Raw genomic sequence first — 15,106 nt, 5'->3', positions numbered from 1 at the left:
AGTTACTCCGTCACGGCCGCGGCATCAGCCTCGGCAGTCTGCGAGCCGCCACGGCCGATCAGGTCGGCGATCTTCTTGCCACGACGCTGCGCAACAGCCTTGGGGCTGGTCTGCGACGTCAGCGCTTCGAAGGTTGCGCGGATCATGTTGTACGGGTTGGACGTGCCGACCGATTTCGTCACCACGTCGGCAACGCCGAGCGATTCGAAGACGGCGCGCATCGGGCCGCCCGCGATGATGCCGGTGCCCTGCGGTGCCGAACGAAGCGTGACGAGACCGGCACCGAAGTGGCCGTTGCCGTCATGATGCAGCGTGCGACCTTCCTTGAGCGGAACGCGGACCATTGCCTTCTTGGCAGCGGCCGTCGCCTTGGAAATGGCCTCCGGCACTTCGCGTGCCTTGCCATGACCGAAGCCGACTCGGCCCTTGCCGTCGCCGACGACGACGAGCGCAGCGAAGCCAAAGCGCTTGCCGCCCTTGACCGTCTTTGAGACGCGGTTGATGTGAACCAGCTTCTCGATCAGCTCCTCGCCGCCGTCATCGGCGCCAGGGCCGCCACGGCCGCGGTTGTCACGACCGCCGCGATTGTCGCGACCGCCACGGTTGTTGCCGCCGCCCGGAGGACCACCGCGACCACGGCCGCCACGCGGACCACGGTTGTTGGGGTTCGCCGGCGCTTCGGCGGTACCGGCTTCTGCCGGAGCGCCTTCCTGCGACTGGATTTCGTTGGTGTCGGCCATTGTTAAAACTCCAATCCGGCTTCACGCGCGGCAGCAGCCAACGCCTTGACGCGGCCGTGGAACAGGAAGCCACCACGATCGAACACGACCTGCGTCACGCCAGCGGCCTTCGCCGCTTCCGCGATGCGCGTGCCCACCGACGTGGCCGCATCGATGTTGGCGCCGGACGTGCCACGCACATCCTTCTCCAACGTCGATGCAGAGGCGACGGTGCGGCCATTCGCATCGTCGATCACCTGCGCGTAGATGTGCTTGCCCGAACGATGCACCGAAAGGCGCGGACGGCCCGAACCTCGCGCACGCAGCGCGGAGCGGTTGCGGCGACGCCGCTTCTCGAAGAGAGACATACCCTTGGTCGACATTACTTCTTCTTCCCTTCCTTGCGGAAGATGAACTCGCCGTCGTACTTGATGCCCTTGCCCTTGTACGGCTCGGGCTTACGCCAACGACGAACCTCTGCGGCGAGCTGGCCGACCTTCTGCTTGTCGGCGCCCGAAATCTCGACCGTCGTGTTGTCGGGGGTCTTGACCTCAAGACCTTCCGGCACGTCGATGTTGACGTCATGGCTGTAGCCAAGCTTCAGGTTCAGCACCTTGCCCTGTGCGGCGGCGCGGTAGCCCACGCCGTTGATCAGCAGCTTCTTGGTGAAGCCCTCGGTCACGCCGGTGACGAGGTTCTGCACCATCGTGCGCTGCATGCCCCAGAATGCGCGTGCCGCCTTGCTGTCGTTGGCCGGCTGCACCGAAATGCCGCCGTCCTCGAGCGCGTAGGTGATCTCTTCGCGCAGCGTCAGGCTCAAGGTGCCCTTCGGCCCTTTCACGTTCAGCTTGCCGCCGTCGATCGTGGCGGTGACACCGCTCGGGATCGCGACCGGCTTTTTACCGATGCGGCTCATCAGAATACCTCCGCCAGCACTTCGCCGCCGACGTTCTGCTCGCGCGCTTCTGCGTCGGAGAGAACGCCCTTCGGCGTCGAAACGATCGTGATGCCGAGGCCGTTCATGACGCGCGGCAGTTCGGTCGAACCCGAATATACGCGGCGGCCAGGCTTGGACACGCGGGCAACGTGCTTAATCGCAGGCTGGCCCTCGAAATACTTCAGCTCGATGCGGATACCCGCAGCCGGGCCCATCTGCTCTTCGCTATAGCCACGAATGTAGCCTTCGCGCTGGAGCACGTCGAGAACGCGAACCCGCAGCTTGGAGCCCGGCGTCAGGACAGAGTCCTTACGTGCGCGCTGGCCGTTGCGGATGCGGGTGAGCATATCACCCAGGGGATCGGTCAATGCCATCTCGTGATCCTTACCAGCTCGACTTCGTGACGCCCGGGATCATGCCCTTGTTGGCGAGATCGCGAAGCTGCACGCGGCAGAGGCGGAACTTGCGGTAGTAAGCGCGGGGACGACCCGTCAGCTCGCACCGGTTGCGAATGCGCGTCGGGTTGCCGTTGCGCGGCAGCTCGGCCATCTTCAGGCGCGCGATCATGCGCTCGCCATCATCCAGCGTCGCGTCGGCGGCAATCGCCTTCAGCGCGGCATATTTCGGCGCATATTTCTTGACCAGCGCTTTGCGGCGCTCGTTCTTGTTGATCGAACTCAGCTTTGCCATCTTATGCCGCCTTCTTTTCTTCGGCTTCAATCGGGAACGGGAAGCCGAACAGACGGAGCAGCTCACGCGCTTCATCATCGGTCTTCGCGGTCGTCGCGACGATCACGTCCATGCCGCGGATCTGATCGACCTGATCGTAGCTGATTTCCGGGAAGATCAGCTGCTCCTTGAGGCCGCAGGCATAGTTGCCGCGCCCGTCGAAGCTCTTGTCGTTCAGGCCACGGAAATCGCGGACGCGCGGCAGCGCGATCGTGATGAAGCGGTCGAGGAACTCGTACATGCGCTCGCGGCGCAGCGTGACCTTGACGCCGATCGGCATACCCTCACGCAGCTTGAACTGCGCGATCGACTTCTTCGCCTTGGTGATGACAGGCTTCTGGCCGGCGATCAGCTCCATTTCGGTAGCCGCCTTGTCGACCTTCTTCTTGTCCTGGGTCGCTTCACCGACGCCCATGTTGAGGACGATCTTGTCGATGCGCGGAACCTCCATCGGGTTCTTATAACCGAACTTTTCGGTCATCGCCTTGACGATGCGATCGTCGTAAATGCCCTTCATCCGGGGCTTGTAGGCGTCAGCCACTGATCTTCTCCCCGGTCTTGACCGCGACGCGGACCTTCTTGCCGTCCTGCATTTCGAAGCGGACGCGCGTCGGCTTGCCGTCGGCGGTGACGTGCGCCACGTTCGACGCGTCGAGCGGTGCTTCCGAACGCTTCAGGCCGCCCTGCGGGTCACCCTGGGTCGGCTTGGTGTGACGGACGTGGACGTTGACACCCGCGACGACGACCTTGCCGTCCTTCGGGAACGCCTGGGTCACTTCGCCGGTCTTGCCCTTGTCCTTGCCGGACAGAACGATGACGCGGTCACCCTTCTTGATCTTTGCGGCGGCCATTACAGCACCTCCGGCGCAAGGCTGATGATCTTCATGTGCTTCTTGCCACGCAGCTCGCGCACGACCGGTCCGAAGATACGGGTGCCGATCGGCTCCTCGTTCTTGTTGACCAGAACGGCGGCGTTGCCGTCGAAGCGGATGACCGAACCGTCGGCGCGGCGAATGTCCTTCGCGGTGCGCACGATAACGGCGCGGTGCACGTCACCCTTCTTCACGCGGCCGCGTGGGGCCGCTTCCTTGACGCTGACGACGATGATGTCGCCGACGCTGGCAGTACGGCGCTTGGAGCCCCCAAGCACCTTGATGCACATGACCCGCTTCGCGCCGCTGTTGTCAGCGACGTCGAGATTGGACTGCATCTGGATCATAGATCCGCTTCCTTCTCATATGGGGCCGATACCGACCGGACCCCGACTGCAATGTGACGCTTACGCGTCGACGTCGACCCGCTCCGGCGTCGCGTGGGTGTTAACCCGATCGATCACCTTCCAGGTCTTCAGCTTGGAGATCGGCGCGGTCTCTTCGATACGCACCGTTTCACCCTGCTTATACTCGTTGCTCTCGTCGTGAGCATGATACTTCTTCGAGCGGCGGATGATCTTGCCGTAGAGCGCGTGCTTGACCTTGCGCTCCACGTTCACGACCACCGTCTTGTCGCCCTTGTCCGAGACGATCAGTCCCGTGAGCACGCGCTTCGGCATGTCTACTTCCTTACTTGGCAGCCGCGTCGCGCGAGCGAGCGGTCTGCAGCGTCTTGATACGGGCGATGTCGCGGCGGACTTCGCGAACCCGGCTCGGCTTTTCGAGCTGGTTGGTCGCGGCCTGGAACCGGAGGTTGAACGCCTCGCGCTTCAGGTTGCCGAGTTCCTCGGACAACTGGTCCTCGGACTTCGCCTTCAGATCGTCGATCCGTGCCATATTACACGACTCCCAGATGCGAGGTGTCGCCAAGGCGGGCGACAACCTTAACCTTGATCGGCAGCTTCATCGCTGCGCGGCTGAACGCGACTGCAGCGATATCGCCGGGCACGCCGTCCAGTTCGAACAGGATGCGGCCTGGCTTGACCCGTGCCGCCCAGAACTCCGGCGAACCCTTACCCGAGCCCATGCGGACTTCGGCAGGCTTGCCCGAAACCGGAACGTCCGGGAACACGCGGATCCACAAACGGCCCTGACGCTTGATGTGACGCGTGATCGCGCGGCGAGCCGCCTCGATCTGGCGTGCGGTCAAACGATCCGGCTCCATCGCCTTCAGCCCGTACGAGCCGAAGTTGAGCGTGGTGCCACCCTTGGCATCACCATGAATGCGGCCCTTGAAGGCCTTGCGAAACTTGGTCTTTTTTGGTTGCAGCATGATTCAGTCCTTAGCGACGGTCGTCGCGCGCCGGGCGCACGCCGGAGGTCTGAGCCTCCATCATGATGCGCTCTTGCGCGAGCGGGTCGTGGCCGAGGATCTCACCCTTGAAGATCCAGACCTTGACGCCGCAAACGCCGTAGGCGGTGTGCGCCTGCGCTTCCGCATAGTCGACGTTCGCGCGCAGCGTGTGAAGCGGCACCCGGCCCTCACGATACCATTCGGTCCGTGCGATCTCGGCGCCGCCAAGACGGCCACCGCAGTTGATCCGAATACCCTCGGCGCCGAGACGCATCGCCGACTGCACCGCACGCTTCATGGCGCGGCGGAAGGCGATACGACGCTCGAGCTGATCGGCGATACCCTGCGCGACGAGCTTCGAGTCGACTTCCGGCTTGCGGATCTCGACGATGTTTAGCGACACGTCAGACGTGGTCATCGCACCAAGCTTCTTGCGAAGCTTCTCGATGTCCGCACCCTTCTTGCCGATGATGACACCCGGACGGGCGGCATAGATCGACACGCGGCACAGCTTGGCAGGACGCTCGATTACGACCTTCGAGATCGCCGCCTGCGGCAGCGTCTTCATGATGTACTGGCGCATCTTGAGGTCTTCGAGAAGGAGACGACCATAGTCGGCGCCTTCCGCATACCAGCGGCTGTCCCAGGTGCGGTTGATCTGCAGGCGCAGACCGATCGGGTTCGATTTTTGACCCATTATGCTTCTTCCTGCTCGCGCACGACGATGCGCAGACGGCTGAACGGCTTGAGGATGCGGGTCGACTTGCCGCGACCGCGCGTGGCGAACCGCTTCATCACGATCGACTTGCCGACCGAAGCCTCGGACACGACCAGCGCGTCGACATCAAGGTTGTGGTTGTTCTCGGCGTTGGCGATGGCCGAGGCCAGCACCTTGCGCGCGTCGATCGCCATGCCCTTGGTCGAGAACTGCAGGATGTTCATCGCATCGCCGACCTTCTTGCCGCGGATGAGCGCGGCAACCAGACCAAGCTTCTGCGCCGATCCGCGGATCTGCGTGCCGACCGAGAGAGCTTCCTTCTCACCGACCTTGCGGGGGGATTTCGCCTTAGACATCAGCGCTTGCCCTTCTTGTCAGCAGCGTGACCGGGGAAATACCGCGTCGGCGCGAACTCGCCGAGCTTCATGCCCACCATGTCCTCGTTGACGGAAACCGGCACGAACTTGCGGCCGTTGTACACGCTGAACGTCAGGCCGACGAACTGCGGCAGGATCGTCGAGCGACGCGACCAGGTCTTGATCGCACCACGCGCGTTGGTGTCCTGCGCGGTTTCTGCCTTCTTCAGCAGATGGAGGTCCACAAAAGGACCCTTCCAAACTGAGCGAGCCATCTTAGCCCTTCCTCTTCGTCGAATGACGCGAACGGATAATCATCTTGTCCGTCGACTTGTTGTGACGGGTGCGCGCACCCTTCGTCGGCTTGCCCCACGGCGTGACCGGATGACGGCCGCCCGAGGTCCGGCCTTCACCACCGCCGTGCGGATGGTCGACCGGGTTCTTGGCGACGCCGCGCGTGAGCGGGCGAATGCCGAGCCAGCGGTTGCGACCAGCCTTGGCAAGGTTGGTGTTACCGTTGTCCGGGTTGGACACCGCACCAACCGTCGCCATGCACGCGGCGTGGATGTAGCGCTGCTCGCCCGAGTTGAGGCGGATCATCACCATGCCCTTGTCGCGACCGACGACCTGCACGTACGTGCCGGCAGACCGTGCGAGCTGACCACCCTTGCCCGGCTTCATCTCGACGTTGTGGACGATCGTGCCGACCGGCATCTGGCCCAATTCCATCGCGTTGCCCGGCTTCACGTCGGTCTTCTTGCTCGCGATGACCTTGTCGCCAACGGCGAGGCGCTGCGGCGCGATGATGTACGCGACGTTCGACTTGCCTTCAGCGGTGTCACCATAATTGATGAGCGCGATGAACGCGGTACGGTTGGGATCATATTCGATCCGCTCGACCGTACCCTCGACATCCCACAGGCGGCGCTTGAAATCGATGATACGATAGCGCTGCTTGTGACCGCCGGCGATGCCGCGCGAGGTGACATGACCCTTGTTGTTCCGGCCGCCGGTCTTGCGCTTGCCTTCGGTCAGCGCCTTGACGGGGCCGCCCTTGTGCAGGCCGCTGCGGTCGACCAGGATGAGACCACGGCGTGCCGGGCTCGTCGGATTATAATGCTTCAATGCCATCGGATCAGATCCCCGTCGTCACGTCGATGGACTGACCGTCCTTCAACGTCACGATCGCCTTCTTGACGTCCGAGCGCGTGTAGGGCGCGCCCTTCCACTTCTTGGTCTTGCCCTTCTGGACGATGGTGTTGACGCCAGTGACGTCCACCCCGAACAGCGCCTCGACCGCAGCCTTGATTTCCGGCTTGGTCGCGTCGTGCGAAACCTTGAAGACCACAGCGTTATGCTCGGAAAGCATCGTCGCCTTTTCGGTGATGTGCGGCGCTACGATCACGTCGTAATGACGGACCGCGATATCGCCAGTCTGCTTCTTAGCCATTGAAGCGCGCCTCCAGCTTTTCAACGGCAGCGCGGGTCAGGACCAGCGTGTCGTGCTTCAGGATGTCGTAAACGTTGGCGCCGGCAGCCGGCAGCACGTTGATCGTCGACAGGTTGCCCGCGGCGAGCGCGAAGGTGTTCTCGACCATGTCACCGTCGATGACCAGAGCAGTCTTGCCGGTGCCGAGCTTCGCCCAATCCGCAATCAGCGTCTTGGTCTTGCTTTCGGCGACGGTCAGGCTGTCCATGACGACCAGCGTGCCTGCCTTGGCATGGCTGCTCAGCGCCATCTTGAGGCCGAGCGCGCGGATCTTCTTGTTCAGGCCCGGATTAAAATCGCGGGTGCGCTGACCGTGCGCCTTACCACCACCGACGAAAATCGGCGCGCGGCGATCGCCGTGACGTGCGGTACCGCCGCCCTTCTGGCGACCGAACTTCTTGCCGGTGCGTGCAACGTCAGCGCGCTCGCGCGTGCCGCTTGCAGTCGCGCGGCGCTTTTCAAGCTGCCAGGTGACGACACGGTGCAGAATGTCTGCGCGAGGATCGAGGCCAAAGACCTCGTCGTTCAGCTCGATATCGCCAGCGGCGTTATCGGCGAAGGATTGAAGCGTAACCTTCACGATCAGCCCTCCTGGCCGTCGGTGGCCGCTGCGTCGTTCGCCGTATCGGCGGGCGTCTCAGCAGGCGCATCGTTGTTGTTCTGGGCGGCCTTGAGGCCGGCGGGGTACGGCGCGTCCTTGTGACGGTCGACCTTGACCGCATCCTTGACGAGCAGCCAGCCGCCCTTCGATCCGGGCACCGAGCCCTTGATGAAGATCAGGCCGCGCTCGACGTCGGTCGACACGATCTCAAGGTTCTGCTGGGTACGCTGCGCGTCGCCCATGTGGCCGGCCATCTTCTTGTTCTTGAAGACCTTGCCCGGATCCTGGCGCTGACCGGTCGAACCGAGCGAACGGTGCGACACCGACACGCCGTGGGTCGCACGCAGACCGCCGAAGCCCCAGCGCTTCATGCCGCCCTGGAAGCCCTTGCCCTGCGTGTAGCCCTGCACATCAACGATCTGGCCGGCGACGTAATGGTCGGCAGCGATCTCTGCGCCAACTTCGAGGACCGCATCGTCGGACACGCGGAATTCGCGGACGATCGCCTTGGGCTCAACCTCGGCCTTGCCGAAGTGGCCGCGCTGCGGCTTGGAAACATTCTTGGTCTTCGCGACGCCGGCGCCCAACTGGACAGCGACATATCCATCACGATCGGCCTCGCGAACGGCCACGACCTGGAGAGCGTCAAGCTGCAGAACGGTAACCGGCACGTGCCGGCCGTCGTCCTGGAACAGACGGGTCATCCCCAACTTCTTCGCGATCACGCCAGTGCGCATGATCTGATCCCTTTCCATAACAGAGGCACGCCACGGGGAATTCCGTAGCGTGCGTGCTCAACCCGAAACATTTTATACTGCGTCGGCCCCGACCCGGGCTGGTGCTTCCTTATAGCAGGAAGCGTGTCGGGGGACGCAGACCCGAGCGAACTCGGCGGTATCCCGTAAACTGCCCTGCGAACAGGGCCGAATCTCTTGTGAAGCGGCGCGTTTACGCGAGCTTGATCTCGACGTCAACACCAGCAGCGAGGTCGAGCTTCATCAGCGCGTCGACCGTCTGCGGGGTCGGCTGAACGATGTCGAGCATGCGCTTGTAGGTACGGACCTCGAACTGCTCGCGCGACTTCTTGTCGATGTGCGGGCCACGGTTGACCGTGAACTTCTCAATGCGCGTAGGCAAAGGGATCGGGCCACGGATGAGTGCGCCGGTGCGGCGGGCGGTGTCGGCGATGTCGCCGGTCGCCTGATCGAGCACGCGATGATCGAACGCCTTAAGGCGAATGCGGATGTTGCTGTCCATGTACCCTACCAATGCGAAAGAGCGGGGTGACCTCCCTCGGTTGATCCCCGGCAAAATGCCAAAGGTCGGTCCGAGAAGCCACCGCTGATTGTTCAGTTTAAAACCGGAGGAGCGCCCTTAGCGGGAGCTCCTACAAAAAGCAACCGCCCGCGCCTCTTTCGAGACGCGGGCGGTAAACTTTTTCAGCGAAGAAGCGGAACGCTTACTTCGTGATGCCCGAAACGATGCCCGAACCCACGGTGCGGCCACCCTCACGGATCGTGAAGCGCTGGCCAACGTCCATAGCGATCGGCGCGATCAACTTCACGCCGAGTGCGATGTTATCGCCCGGCATGACCATCTCGGTGCCCTCGGGCAGCTCGACGGTGCCGGTCACGTCCGTGGTCCGGAAGTAGAACTGCGGACGATAGTTGGCGAAGAACGGCGTGTGACGGCCACCTTCGTCCTTCGACAGCACGTACACTTCAGAAGCGAAGTCGGTGTGCGGCTTGATCGAGCCGGGCTTGCAGAGCACCTGGCCACGCTCGACCTCTTCACGGCCGACGCCGCGGATCAGCGCGCCGATGTTGTCGCCGGCCTGACCCTGATCGAGCAGCTTGCGGAACATTTCAACGCCGGTGACGGTGGTCTTGCGAACCGCCGGGTGGATACCGACGATCTCGACTTCCTCGCCAACCTTCACAACGCCGGTCTCGACGCGGCCGGTGACGACCGTACCGCGACCCGAGATCGAGAACACGTCTTCGATCGGCATCATGAACGGCTTGTCGAGCGGACGCTCAGGCTGCGGCAGGTACGTGTCGACTGCTTCCATGAGCTTGAGAACGGCATTCTTGCCGATCTCGTCGTTGCTGCCGTCCAGAGCCTTCACGGCCGAGCCCGGGATAACCGGGATGTTGTCGCCGTCGAAGTCGTACGACGACAGCAGCTCGCGGATTTCGAGTTCAACGAGCTCGAGGATCTCGGCGTCGTCGACCAGATCGACCTTGTTCATGAACACGACCATCGTCGGCACGCCGACCTGACGGGCGAGCAGGATGTGCTCGCGGGTCTGCGGCATCGGGCCGTCGGTCGCCGAGACGACGAGGATCGCGCCGTCCATCTGCGCCGCACCGGTGATCATGTTCTTCACATAGTCAGCGTGGCCCGGGCAGTCGACGTGTGCATAGTGACGCGCCGTGGTCTCGTACTCGACGTGTGCGGTCGAGATGGTGATGCCGCGCTCGCGCTCCTCAGGAGCCTTGTCGATGTTGGCATAGTCGACGAACGTCGCGCCACCGGTCTCGGCGAGAACCTTGGTGATCGCTGCGGTCAGCGAGGTCTTACCATGGTCGACGTGACCGATGGTGCCGATGTTGAGATGCGGCTTAGTCCGCTCGAACTTTGCTTTAGCCATGATTCCCTACCTTATTGATCGTTTCCGTGCCGGGGATGCCGCGCGAAAGCGGCCCCATAGCGGCTCCAAATGAAGAACACCAGCCCTGCGTTGAAGCCCGCACGCCGCAAACCGCCGCGCGAGCTTCAAATGCGTCAGGCCAGCTTTGCCTTGACTTCGTCTGCGACGTTCGCCGGGACTTCGTCATAGTGCGAGAACTGCATGCTGTACTGCGCGCGCCCCTGCGTGAACGAACGCAGCGAGTTGACGTAGCCGAACATGTTGGCCAGCGGCACCATCGCCTCGACCGACTGTGCGTTGCCGCGGCTGTCGGTGCCCTGGATCTGGCCACGACGGCTGTTCATGTCGCCGATGACGTCGCCGAGATAATCCTCGGGGGTGACGACCTCGACCTTCATGATCGGCTCGAGCAGCTTGATGCCCGACTTCTGCGCCGCCTCGCGCATCGCTGCGCGGCCGGTGATTTCGAACGCCAGCGCCGACGAGTCGACGTCGTGGTAGGCACCGTCGTACAGCAGGATCTCGAAGTCGATGATCGGGAAGCCGACCAGCGAGCCCGTGGCCGCCGTCTCGCGGAAGCCCTTTTCGATCGCGGGGATATATTCCTTCGGAATGTTACCGCCCTTGATCTCGTCCTTGAAGATGATGCCCGAACCGCGCTCGCCCGGCGTCAGCTTCACCTTGACGCGACCGAACTGGCCGGTGCCGCCCGACTGCTTCTTGTGCGTGTAGTCGATGTCGACCGGCTTGCCGAGATATTCGCGGTAGGCCACCTGCGGCGCGCCGACGTTGGCCTCGACCTTGAACTCGCGCTTCATGCGATCGACGATGATCTCGAGATGGAGCTCGCCCATGCCCTTGATGATCGTCTGGCCGCTTTCCGCATCCGACGAGACGCGGAACGACGGGTCCTCGCGTGCCAGGCGATTGAGCGCGACGCCCATCTTCTCCTGATCGGCCTTGGTCTTCGGCTCCACCGACAGCTCGATCACCGGCTCCGGGAATTCCATCCGCTCGAGGATGATCGGCGACGAGATCGCGCAGAGCGTGTCGCCCGTCGTCGTATCCTTGAGACCTGCCAGAGCAACGATGTCACCGGCATAGGCTGCCTGGATGTCCTCACGGTCGTTCGCATGCATCAGCAGCATACGACCGACCTTCTCCTTCTTGTCCTTCACGGTGTTCGTGACCTGCGACGAGGTCTCGAGCTTCCCCGAGTAGATGCGCGCGAAGGTCAGCGTGCCGACGAACGGATCGTTCATCACCTTGAACGCCAGCGCCGAGAACGGCGCGTCGTCCGACGAGGGACGCTCGTCCGGCGTCTCGCCGTCGAGCTTGACGCCCTTGATCGCCGGAACGTCGAGCGGGCTCGGCAGGTAGTCGACGACGGCATCGAGCAGCGGCTGAACACCCTTGTTCTTGAACGCCGAACCGCAAACGACCGGCACGAACGACATGTTGAGCGTGCCCTTGCGGATCAGGCTCTTGAGCGTCGCGACGTCGGGCAGATCGCCTTCGAGATAGGCTTCCATCGCCGCATCGTCCTGGTCGACGACCAGCTCGATCAACGCCTCGCGCGCCGCAGCCGCCTTGTCGGCCAGCTCCGCCGGGATGTCCTGATATTCGAACTTCGCGCCGAGGCTCTCCTCGAGCCAGACGATCGCGCGGTTGTTGACCAGATCGACCAGACCCTTGAAGTCGCCTTCCATGCCGATCGGGAGATACAGCACCGCCGGCTTCGCGCCGAGGCGCTCGATGATCGAGTTGACGCAGAAATCAAAGTTCGCGCCGGTGCGGTCGAGCTTGTTGATGAAGCACATGCGCGGCACGCCGTACTTGTCGGCCTGACGCCACACCGTCTCCGACTGCGGCTCCACGCCGGCGACGCCGTCGAAACAGGCTACCGCACCGTCGAGCACGCGCAGCGAACGCTCGACCTCGATCGTGAAGTCGACGTGGCCCGGCGTGTCGATGATGTTGATCAGGTGCTCTTCGCCCTTGCCATCCTCGCCCTTCCACTTGCAGGTGGTGGCAGCCGACGTGATCGTGATCCCGCGCTCCTGCTCCTGGACCATCCAGTCCATCGTCGCCGTGCCTTCATGCACTTCGCCGATCTTGTAGGACTTGCCGGTGTAGTAAAGGATGCGCTCGGTCGTCGTCGTCTTGCCGGCGTCGATGTGCGCCATGATGCCGATGTTGCGATAGCGGTCGAGCGGATGGCTGCGGGCCATGATGCGTCACTCCTGGGTGCCTGGACGGCGGTAAAAACGGGCGGCGGAAAGTGTTCACCAATCGTGCCGTGCCGCGCGATAGCCGCTCGGCGCAGATGATGAAATAAAAATGTGGTGGCGAAGCCTCTCGGCTCCGCCACCCATATAGGTCATCATGGCGGGTCTTACAAACCCGCCATGATGGACATGCTTACCAGCGGTAGTGCGAGAACGCGCGGTTCGCTTCCGCCATGCGGTGCGTATCTTCGCGCTTCTTCACCGCATTGCCACGGTTGTTCGACGCATCGAGCAGTTCGCCCGACAGACGCGCCGACATGGTGTTCTCGCTGCGCGAACGCGCAGCCGTGATCAGCCAGCGGATCGCCAGCGCCTGCGCACGCTCCGGACGGACTTCGACCGGAACCTGATAGGTCGCACCACCAACGCGGCGGCTGCGGACCTCGATGCCCGGCTTCACGTTCTGGAGCGCGTCGTGGAAGACCCCGATCGGGTCCTTCTTCGCACGCTGCTCGACCGTGGCGAGCGCGGTGTAGACGATGCCTTCCGCGACCGACTTCTTGCCGTCGAGCATGACGCTGTTCATGAACTTGGAGAGAACCTCATCCCCGTACTGGGGATCAGGCAGGATGACCCGCTTTTCGGGACGACGACGACGTGCCATTTCAAATTCCTTCTTGTGCTTCAGCCGGTCCGAAACCTGTTCGGGGCTTACTCTGGCAGATTACTTGGGACGCTTGGCGCCGTACTTCGAACGCGACTGCTTGCGGTCCTTCACACCCTGCGTATCGAGCACGCCGCGCAGGACGTGGTAGCGAACGCCGGGAAGATCGCGCACACGCCCGCCGCGGATCAGCACGACCGAGTGCTCCTGCAGGTTGTGGCCTTCGCCCGGAATGTAGCTGATGACTTCGCGGCTGTTGGTCAGGCGGACCTTGGCCACCTTGCGCAGCGCCGAGTTCGGCTTCTTCGGGGTCGTCGTGTAGACGCGGGTGCAAACGCCACGCTTTTGCGGGTTCGCTTCCATCGCAGGAACCTTGGACTTGGCCTTCTGCGGATCGCGGCCCTTGCGGACCAGCTGGTTGATCGTCGGCATGAATCTCTTCACCTTGGAGTTTTGGTTACTTTGCTGGAGCCATCACGCCCCCCCGGAACAATATGGGGAATACAAAAGGGCCTTCGGGAATCATGGCGATTCCCCCTGGCCCTGAATGCATCCAGCAATGTTCAAGCACCCGTCCGCACACGTGAGTCTGCGGTAGAGCAGCGGCGCCTATACAGCGCGGGTCGGAAACGGTCAACCACACCGGCACCGTGCGTCGGCGGACGATCTGTCGCGCGATGCGGTCGCTCATCGCCACCATCATCTTTTGACTGGGGGCGAGGTTTCGTCCTAGCGGCGATGCGATGGATACCCCCCACCCCGTTCACGTCGCCGCGTTGTACCGCTTCGCCCGCTTTACCGATCCCGCCGCGCTTAGAGGCCCACTGCTTGAACTGTGTACGCGCCACGGTGTGAAAGGCACCTTGCTGCTCGCAGCCGAGGGGATCAACGGCACAATTGCGGGAAATGAACCGGCGATCGCGGAGATCATCGGTCATATCCGTGCGCTGCCGGGCTGCGCGGAGGCAGAGATCAAATTCTCTACCGCCACCGAGATGCCGTTCCACCGCATGAAGGTGCGCGTGAAGCGCGAGATCGTCACGATGGGTCAGCCTGAGGTGGACCCACTGGAAGATGTCGGCACCTATGTCGCGCCATCCGATTGGAATGCGCTGATCGCGCGGCCCGATACGGTGGTGATCGATACGCGCAACGCGTACGAGGTGCGGGTCGGCACCTTCGCCGGCGCGGTTGATCCGGGGACGGACACGTTCAGCGACTTCCCGGCATGGTTTCGCGACCACCACGCCGAACTCGAAGGCAAGACGATCGCGATGTTCTGCACCGGCGGGATCCGCTGCGAAAAGGCGACCGCGTTCGTCAGGGCGGAGGGGTTCGACTCGGTGTTCCACCTGCACGGCGGCATCCTCAAATATCTCGAGGAAGTCCCGGAAGCGGAAAGTCGCTGGCAAGGCGAATGTTTCGTGTTCGATGAACGCGTCGCGGTCGGCCACGGCCTTGCCGCCGGAAGCCATGCTCTGTGCCGCGCCTGCCGCATGCCGGTCAGCGCCGAAGACCAGGCCTCGCCGCTCTTCGAAGTAGGGGTAAGCTGCCCCGCCTGCCACGGCACCCGCGACTCCGAAAAGCGCGCCGCGCTCGCCGAACGCCACCGTCAGGTCAAACTTGCCGAAGCGCGTGGCACCCGCCATGTCGGCGCGGTCCAGATCGACCGCTCCGATCCCGCTGGCTAGGCTCTCGCCAAACGCGGTTTGCCCACCAAAAACGCAACGCCCGACACCGTAGCACAGCCATAGCCCTCGCGCTGGTCAGCCGAACTACGCACGTC

Annotated in this window: 24 protein-coding genes; 1 reads left to right on the top strand and 23 read right to left on the bottom strand. The window is 63.2% G+C overall.

Going from position 1 to position 15,106, the window contains the following annotated elements:
• Positions 1-2: 2 nt before the first annotated feature.
• The 23 genes from rpsE to rpsL all read right to left on the bottom strand — a co-directional run bounded on the left by rpsE (position 3) and on the right by rpsL (position 13,752).
• Positions 3-740 (bottom strand): 30S ribosomal protein S5, encoded by a 738-nt coding sequence (gene rpsE / locus L8F97_RS12055; protein WP_242150054.1) that lies wholly within the window; start codon positions 738-740, stop codon positions 3-5.
• 2 nt (positions 741-742) lie between these two features.
• Positions 743-1,102 carry a 50S ribosomal protein L18 gene (rplR, locus tag L8F97_RS12050; protein ID WP_276592997.1) on the bottom strand — a complete coding sequence of 120 codons (360 nt, stop codon included), beginning with the start codon at positions 1,100-1,102 and terminating at the stop codon, positions 743-745.
• Positions 1,102-1,635 carry a 50S ribosomal protein L6 gene (gene rplF / locus L8F97_RS12045; protein ID WP_242150051.1) on the bottom strand — a complete coding sequence of 178 codons (534 nt, stop codon included), beginning with the start codon at positions 1,633-1,635 and terminating at the stop codon, positions 1,102-1,104. The genes rplR and rplF overlap by 1 nt, the downstream gene beginning before the upstream one ends.
• On the bottom strand, positions 1,635-2,030 hold the full coding sequence (gene rpsH / locus L8F97_RS12040; protein ID WP_069206798.1) for a 30S ribosomal protein S8: 396 nt from the start codon (positions 2,028-2,030) through the stop codon (positions 1,635-1,637). The genes rplF and rpsH overlap by 1 nt, the downstream gene beginning before the upstream one ends.
• Positions 2,031-2,040: 10 nt before the next feature.
• Positions 2,041-2,346: a 30S ribosomal protein S14 gene (rpsN, locus tag L8F97_RS12035; RefSeq protein ID WP_242150048.1), complete on the bottom strand. Its 306-nt coding sequence runs from the start codon at positions 2,344-2,346 to the stop codon at positions 2,041-2,043.
• Between the two features lies 1 nt (position 2,347).
• Positions 2,348-2,926, bottom strand: a complete 579-nt coding sequence (gene rplE / locus L8F97_RS12030; RefSeq protein WP_242150045.1) for a 50S ribosomal protein L5 — start codon at positions 2,924-2,926, stop codon at positions 2,348-2,350.
• Positions 2,919-3,236: a 50S ribosomal protein L24 gene (rplX, locus tag L8F97_RS12025; protein WP_242150041.1), complete on the bottom strand. Its 318-nt coding sequence runs from the start codon at positions 3,234-3,236 to the stop codon at positions 2,919-2,921. The genes rplE and rplX overlap by 8 nt, the downstream gene beginning before the upstream one ends.
• Positions 3,236-3,604 carry a 50S ribosomal protein L14 gene (gene rplN / locus L8F97_RS12020; RefSeq protein WP_093226344.1) on the bottom strand — a complete coding sequence of 123 codons (369 nt, stop codon included), beginning with the start codon at positions 3,602-3,604 and terminating at the stop codon, positions 3,236-3,238. The genes rplX and rplN overlap by 1 nt, the downstream gene beginning before the upstream one ends.
• 60 nt (positions 3,605-3,664) lie before the next feature.
• Positions 3,665-3,937 (bottom strand): 30S ribosomal protein S17, encoded by a 273-nt coding sequence (rpsQ, locus tag L8F97_RS12015; protein ID WP_242150038.1) that lies wholly within the window; start codon positions 3,935-3,937, stop codon positions 3,665-3,667.
• Between the two features lie 10 nt (positions 3,938-3,947).
• On the bottom strand, positions 3,948-4,154 hold the full coding sequence (gene rpmC / locus L8F97_RS12010) for a 50S ribosomal protein L29 (protein ID WP_069206804.1): 207 nt from the start codon (positions 4,152-4,154) through the stop codon (positions 3,948-3,950).
• A 1-nt stretch (position 4,155) separates the two neighbouring features.
• Positions 4,156-4,590: a 50S ribosomal protein L16 gene (gene rplP / locus L8F97_RS12005; RefSeq protein ID WP_069206805.1), complete on the bottom strand. Its 435-nt coding sequence runs from the start codon at positions 4,588-4,590 to the stop codon at positions 4,156-4,158.
• Positions 4,591-4,600: 10 nt separating this feature from the next.
• Positions 4,601-5,308 carry a 30S ribosomal protein S3 gene (rpsC, locus tag L8F97_RS12000; protein WP_242150035.1) on the bottom strand — a complete coding sequence of 236 codons (708 nt, stop codon included), beginning with the start codon at positions 5,306-5,308 and terminating at the stop codon, positions 4,601-4,603.
• The gene (rplV, locus tag L8F97_RS11995; protein WP_242150032.1) at positions 5,308-5,685 is read right to left on the bottom strand and encodes a 50S ribosomal protein L22; all 378 of its coding nucleotides are present in this window, start codon (positions 5,683-5,685) and stop codon (positions 5,308-5,310) included. The genes rpsC and rplV overlap by 1 nt, the downstream gene beginning before the upstream one ends.
• Positions 5,685-5,960 (bottom strand): 30S ribosomal protein S19, encoded by a 276-nt coding sequence (gene rpsS / locus L8F97_RS11990; RefSeq protein ID WP_130156697.1) that lies wholly within the window; start codon positions 5,958-5,960, stop codon positions 5,685-5,687. The genes rplV and rpsS overlap by 1 nt, the downstream gene beginning before the upstream one ends.
• Position 5,961: 1 nt before the next feature.
• Positions 5,962-6,816, bottom strand: a complete 855-nt coding sequence (rplB, locus tag L8F97_RS11985) for a 50S ribosomal protein L2 (protein ID WP_242150028.1) — start codon at positions 6,814-6,816, stop codon at positions 5,962-5,964.
• Positions 6,817-6,820: 4 nt separating this feature from the next.
• Positions 6,821-7,135 (bottom strand): 50S ribosomal protein L23, encoded by a 315-nt coding sequence (locus L8F97_RS11980; protein WP_242150025.1) that lies wholly within the window; start codon positions 7,133-7,135, stop codon positions 6,821-6,823.
• A complete protein-coding gene (gene rplD / locus L8F97_RS11975) occupies positions 7,128-7,754 on the bottom strand; it encodes a 50S ribosomal protein L4 (RefSeq protein WP_242150021.1) in 627 nt (208 codons plus the stop codon). The genes L8F97_RS11980 and rplD overlap by 8 nt, the downstream gene beginning before the upstream one ends.
• Before the next feature lie 2 nt (positions 7,755-7,756).
• On the bottom strand, positions 7,757-8,512 hold the full coding sequence (gene rplC, locus L8F97_RS11970) for a 50S ribosomal protein L3 (protein WP_242150018.1): 756 nt from the start codon (positions 8,510-8,512) through the stop codon (positions 7,757-7,759).
• Positions 8,513-8,723: 211 nt separating this feature from the next.
• Positions 8,724-9,032, bottom strand: a complete 309-nt coding sequence (gene rpsJ, locus L8F97_RS11965; RefSeq protein ID WP_007406109.1) for a 30S ribosomal protein S10 — start codon at positions 9,030-9,032, stop codon at positions 8,724-8,726.
• A gap of 202 nt (positions 9,033-9,234) precedes the next feature.
• Positions 9,235-10,428, bottom strand: coding sequence for an elongation factor Tu (gene tuf, locus L8F97_RS11960; protein WP_242150015.1), 1,194 nt, complete (start codon positions 10,426-10,428; stop codon positions 9,235-9,237).
• Positions 10,429-10,562: 134 nt separating this feature from the next.
• The gene (gene fusA / locus L8F97_RS11955) at positions 10,563-12,659 is read right to left on the bottom strand and encodes an elongation factor G (RefSeq protein ID WP_242150012.1); all 2,097 of its coding nucleotides are present in this window, start codon (positions 12,657-12,659) and stop codon (positions 10,563-10,565) included.
• Between the two features lie 190 nt (positions 12,660-12,849).
• On the bottom strand, positions 12,850-13,320 hold the full coding sequence (gene rpsG, locus L8F97_RS11950; protein ID WP_242150009.1) for a 30S ribosomal protein S7: 471 nt from the start codon (positions 13,318-13,320) through the stop codon (positions 12,850-12,852).
• A gap of 60 nt (positions 13,321-13,380) precedes the next feature.
• Positions 13,381-13,752: a 30S ribosomal protein S12 gene (gene rpsL, locus L8F97_RS11945; protein WP_093226361.1), complete on the bottom strand. Its 372-nt coding sequence runs from the start codon at positions 13,750-13,752 to the stop codon at positions 13,381-13,383.
• Positions 13,753-14,063: 311 nt separating this feature from the next.
• Here rpsL and L8F97_RS11940 point away from each other — a divergent pair, with 311 nt between their 5' ends.
• Positions 14,064-15,011 (top strand): rhodanese-related sulfurtransferase, encoded by a 948-nt coding sequence (locus tag L8F97_RS11940; RefSeq protein ID WP_242150006.1) that lies wholly within the window; start codon positions 14,064-14,066, stop codon positions 15,009-15,011.
• Positions 15,012-15,106: the final 95 nt, after the last annotated feature.

Origin of the sequence: Sphingomonas sp. BAUL-RG-20F-R05-02 (assembly GCF_022662305.1) — a bacterium.
In the GTDB taxonomy this organism is placed as follows: domain Bacteria; phylum Pseudomonadota; class Alphaproteobacteria; order Sphingomonadales; family Sphingomonadaceae; genus Sphingomonas.
The sequence above is the reverse complement of the archived record's forward strand: the minus strand, read 5'-3'. Positions and strand labels throughout refer to the sequence as shown.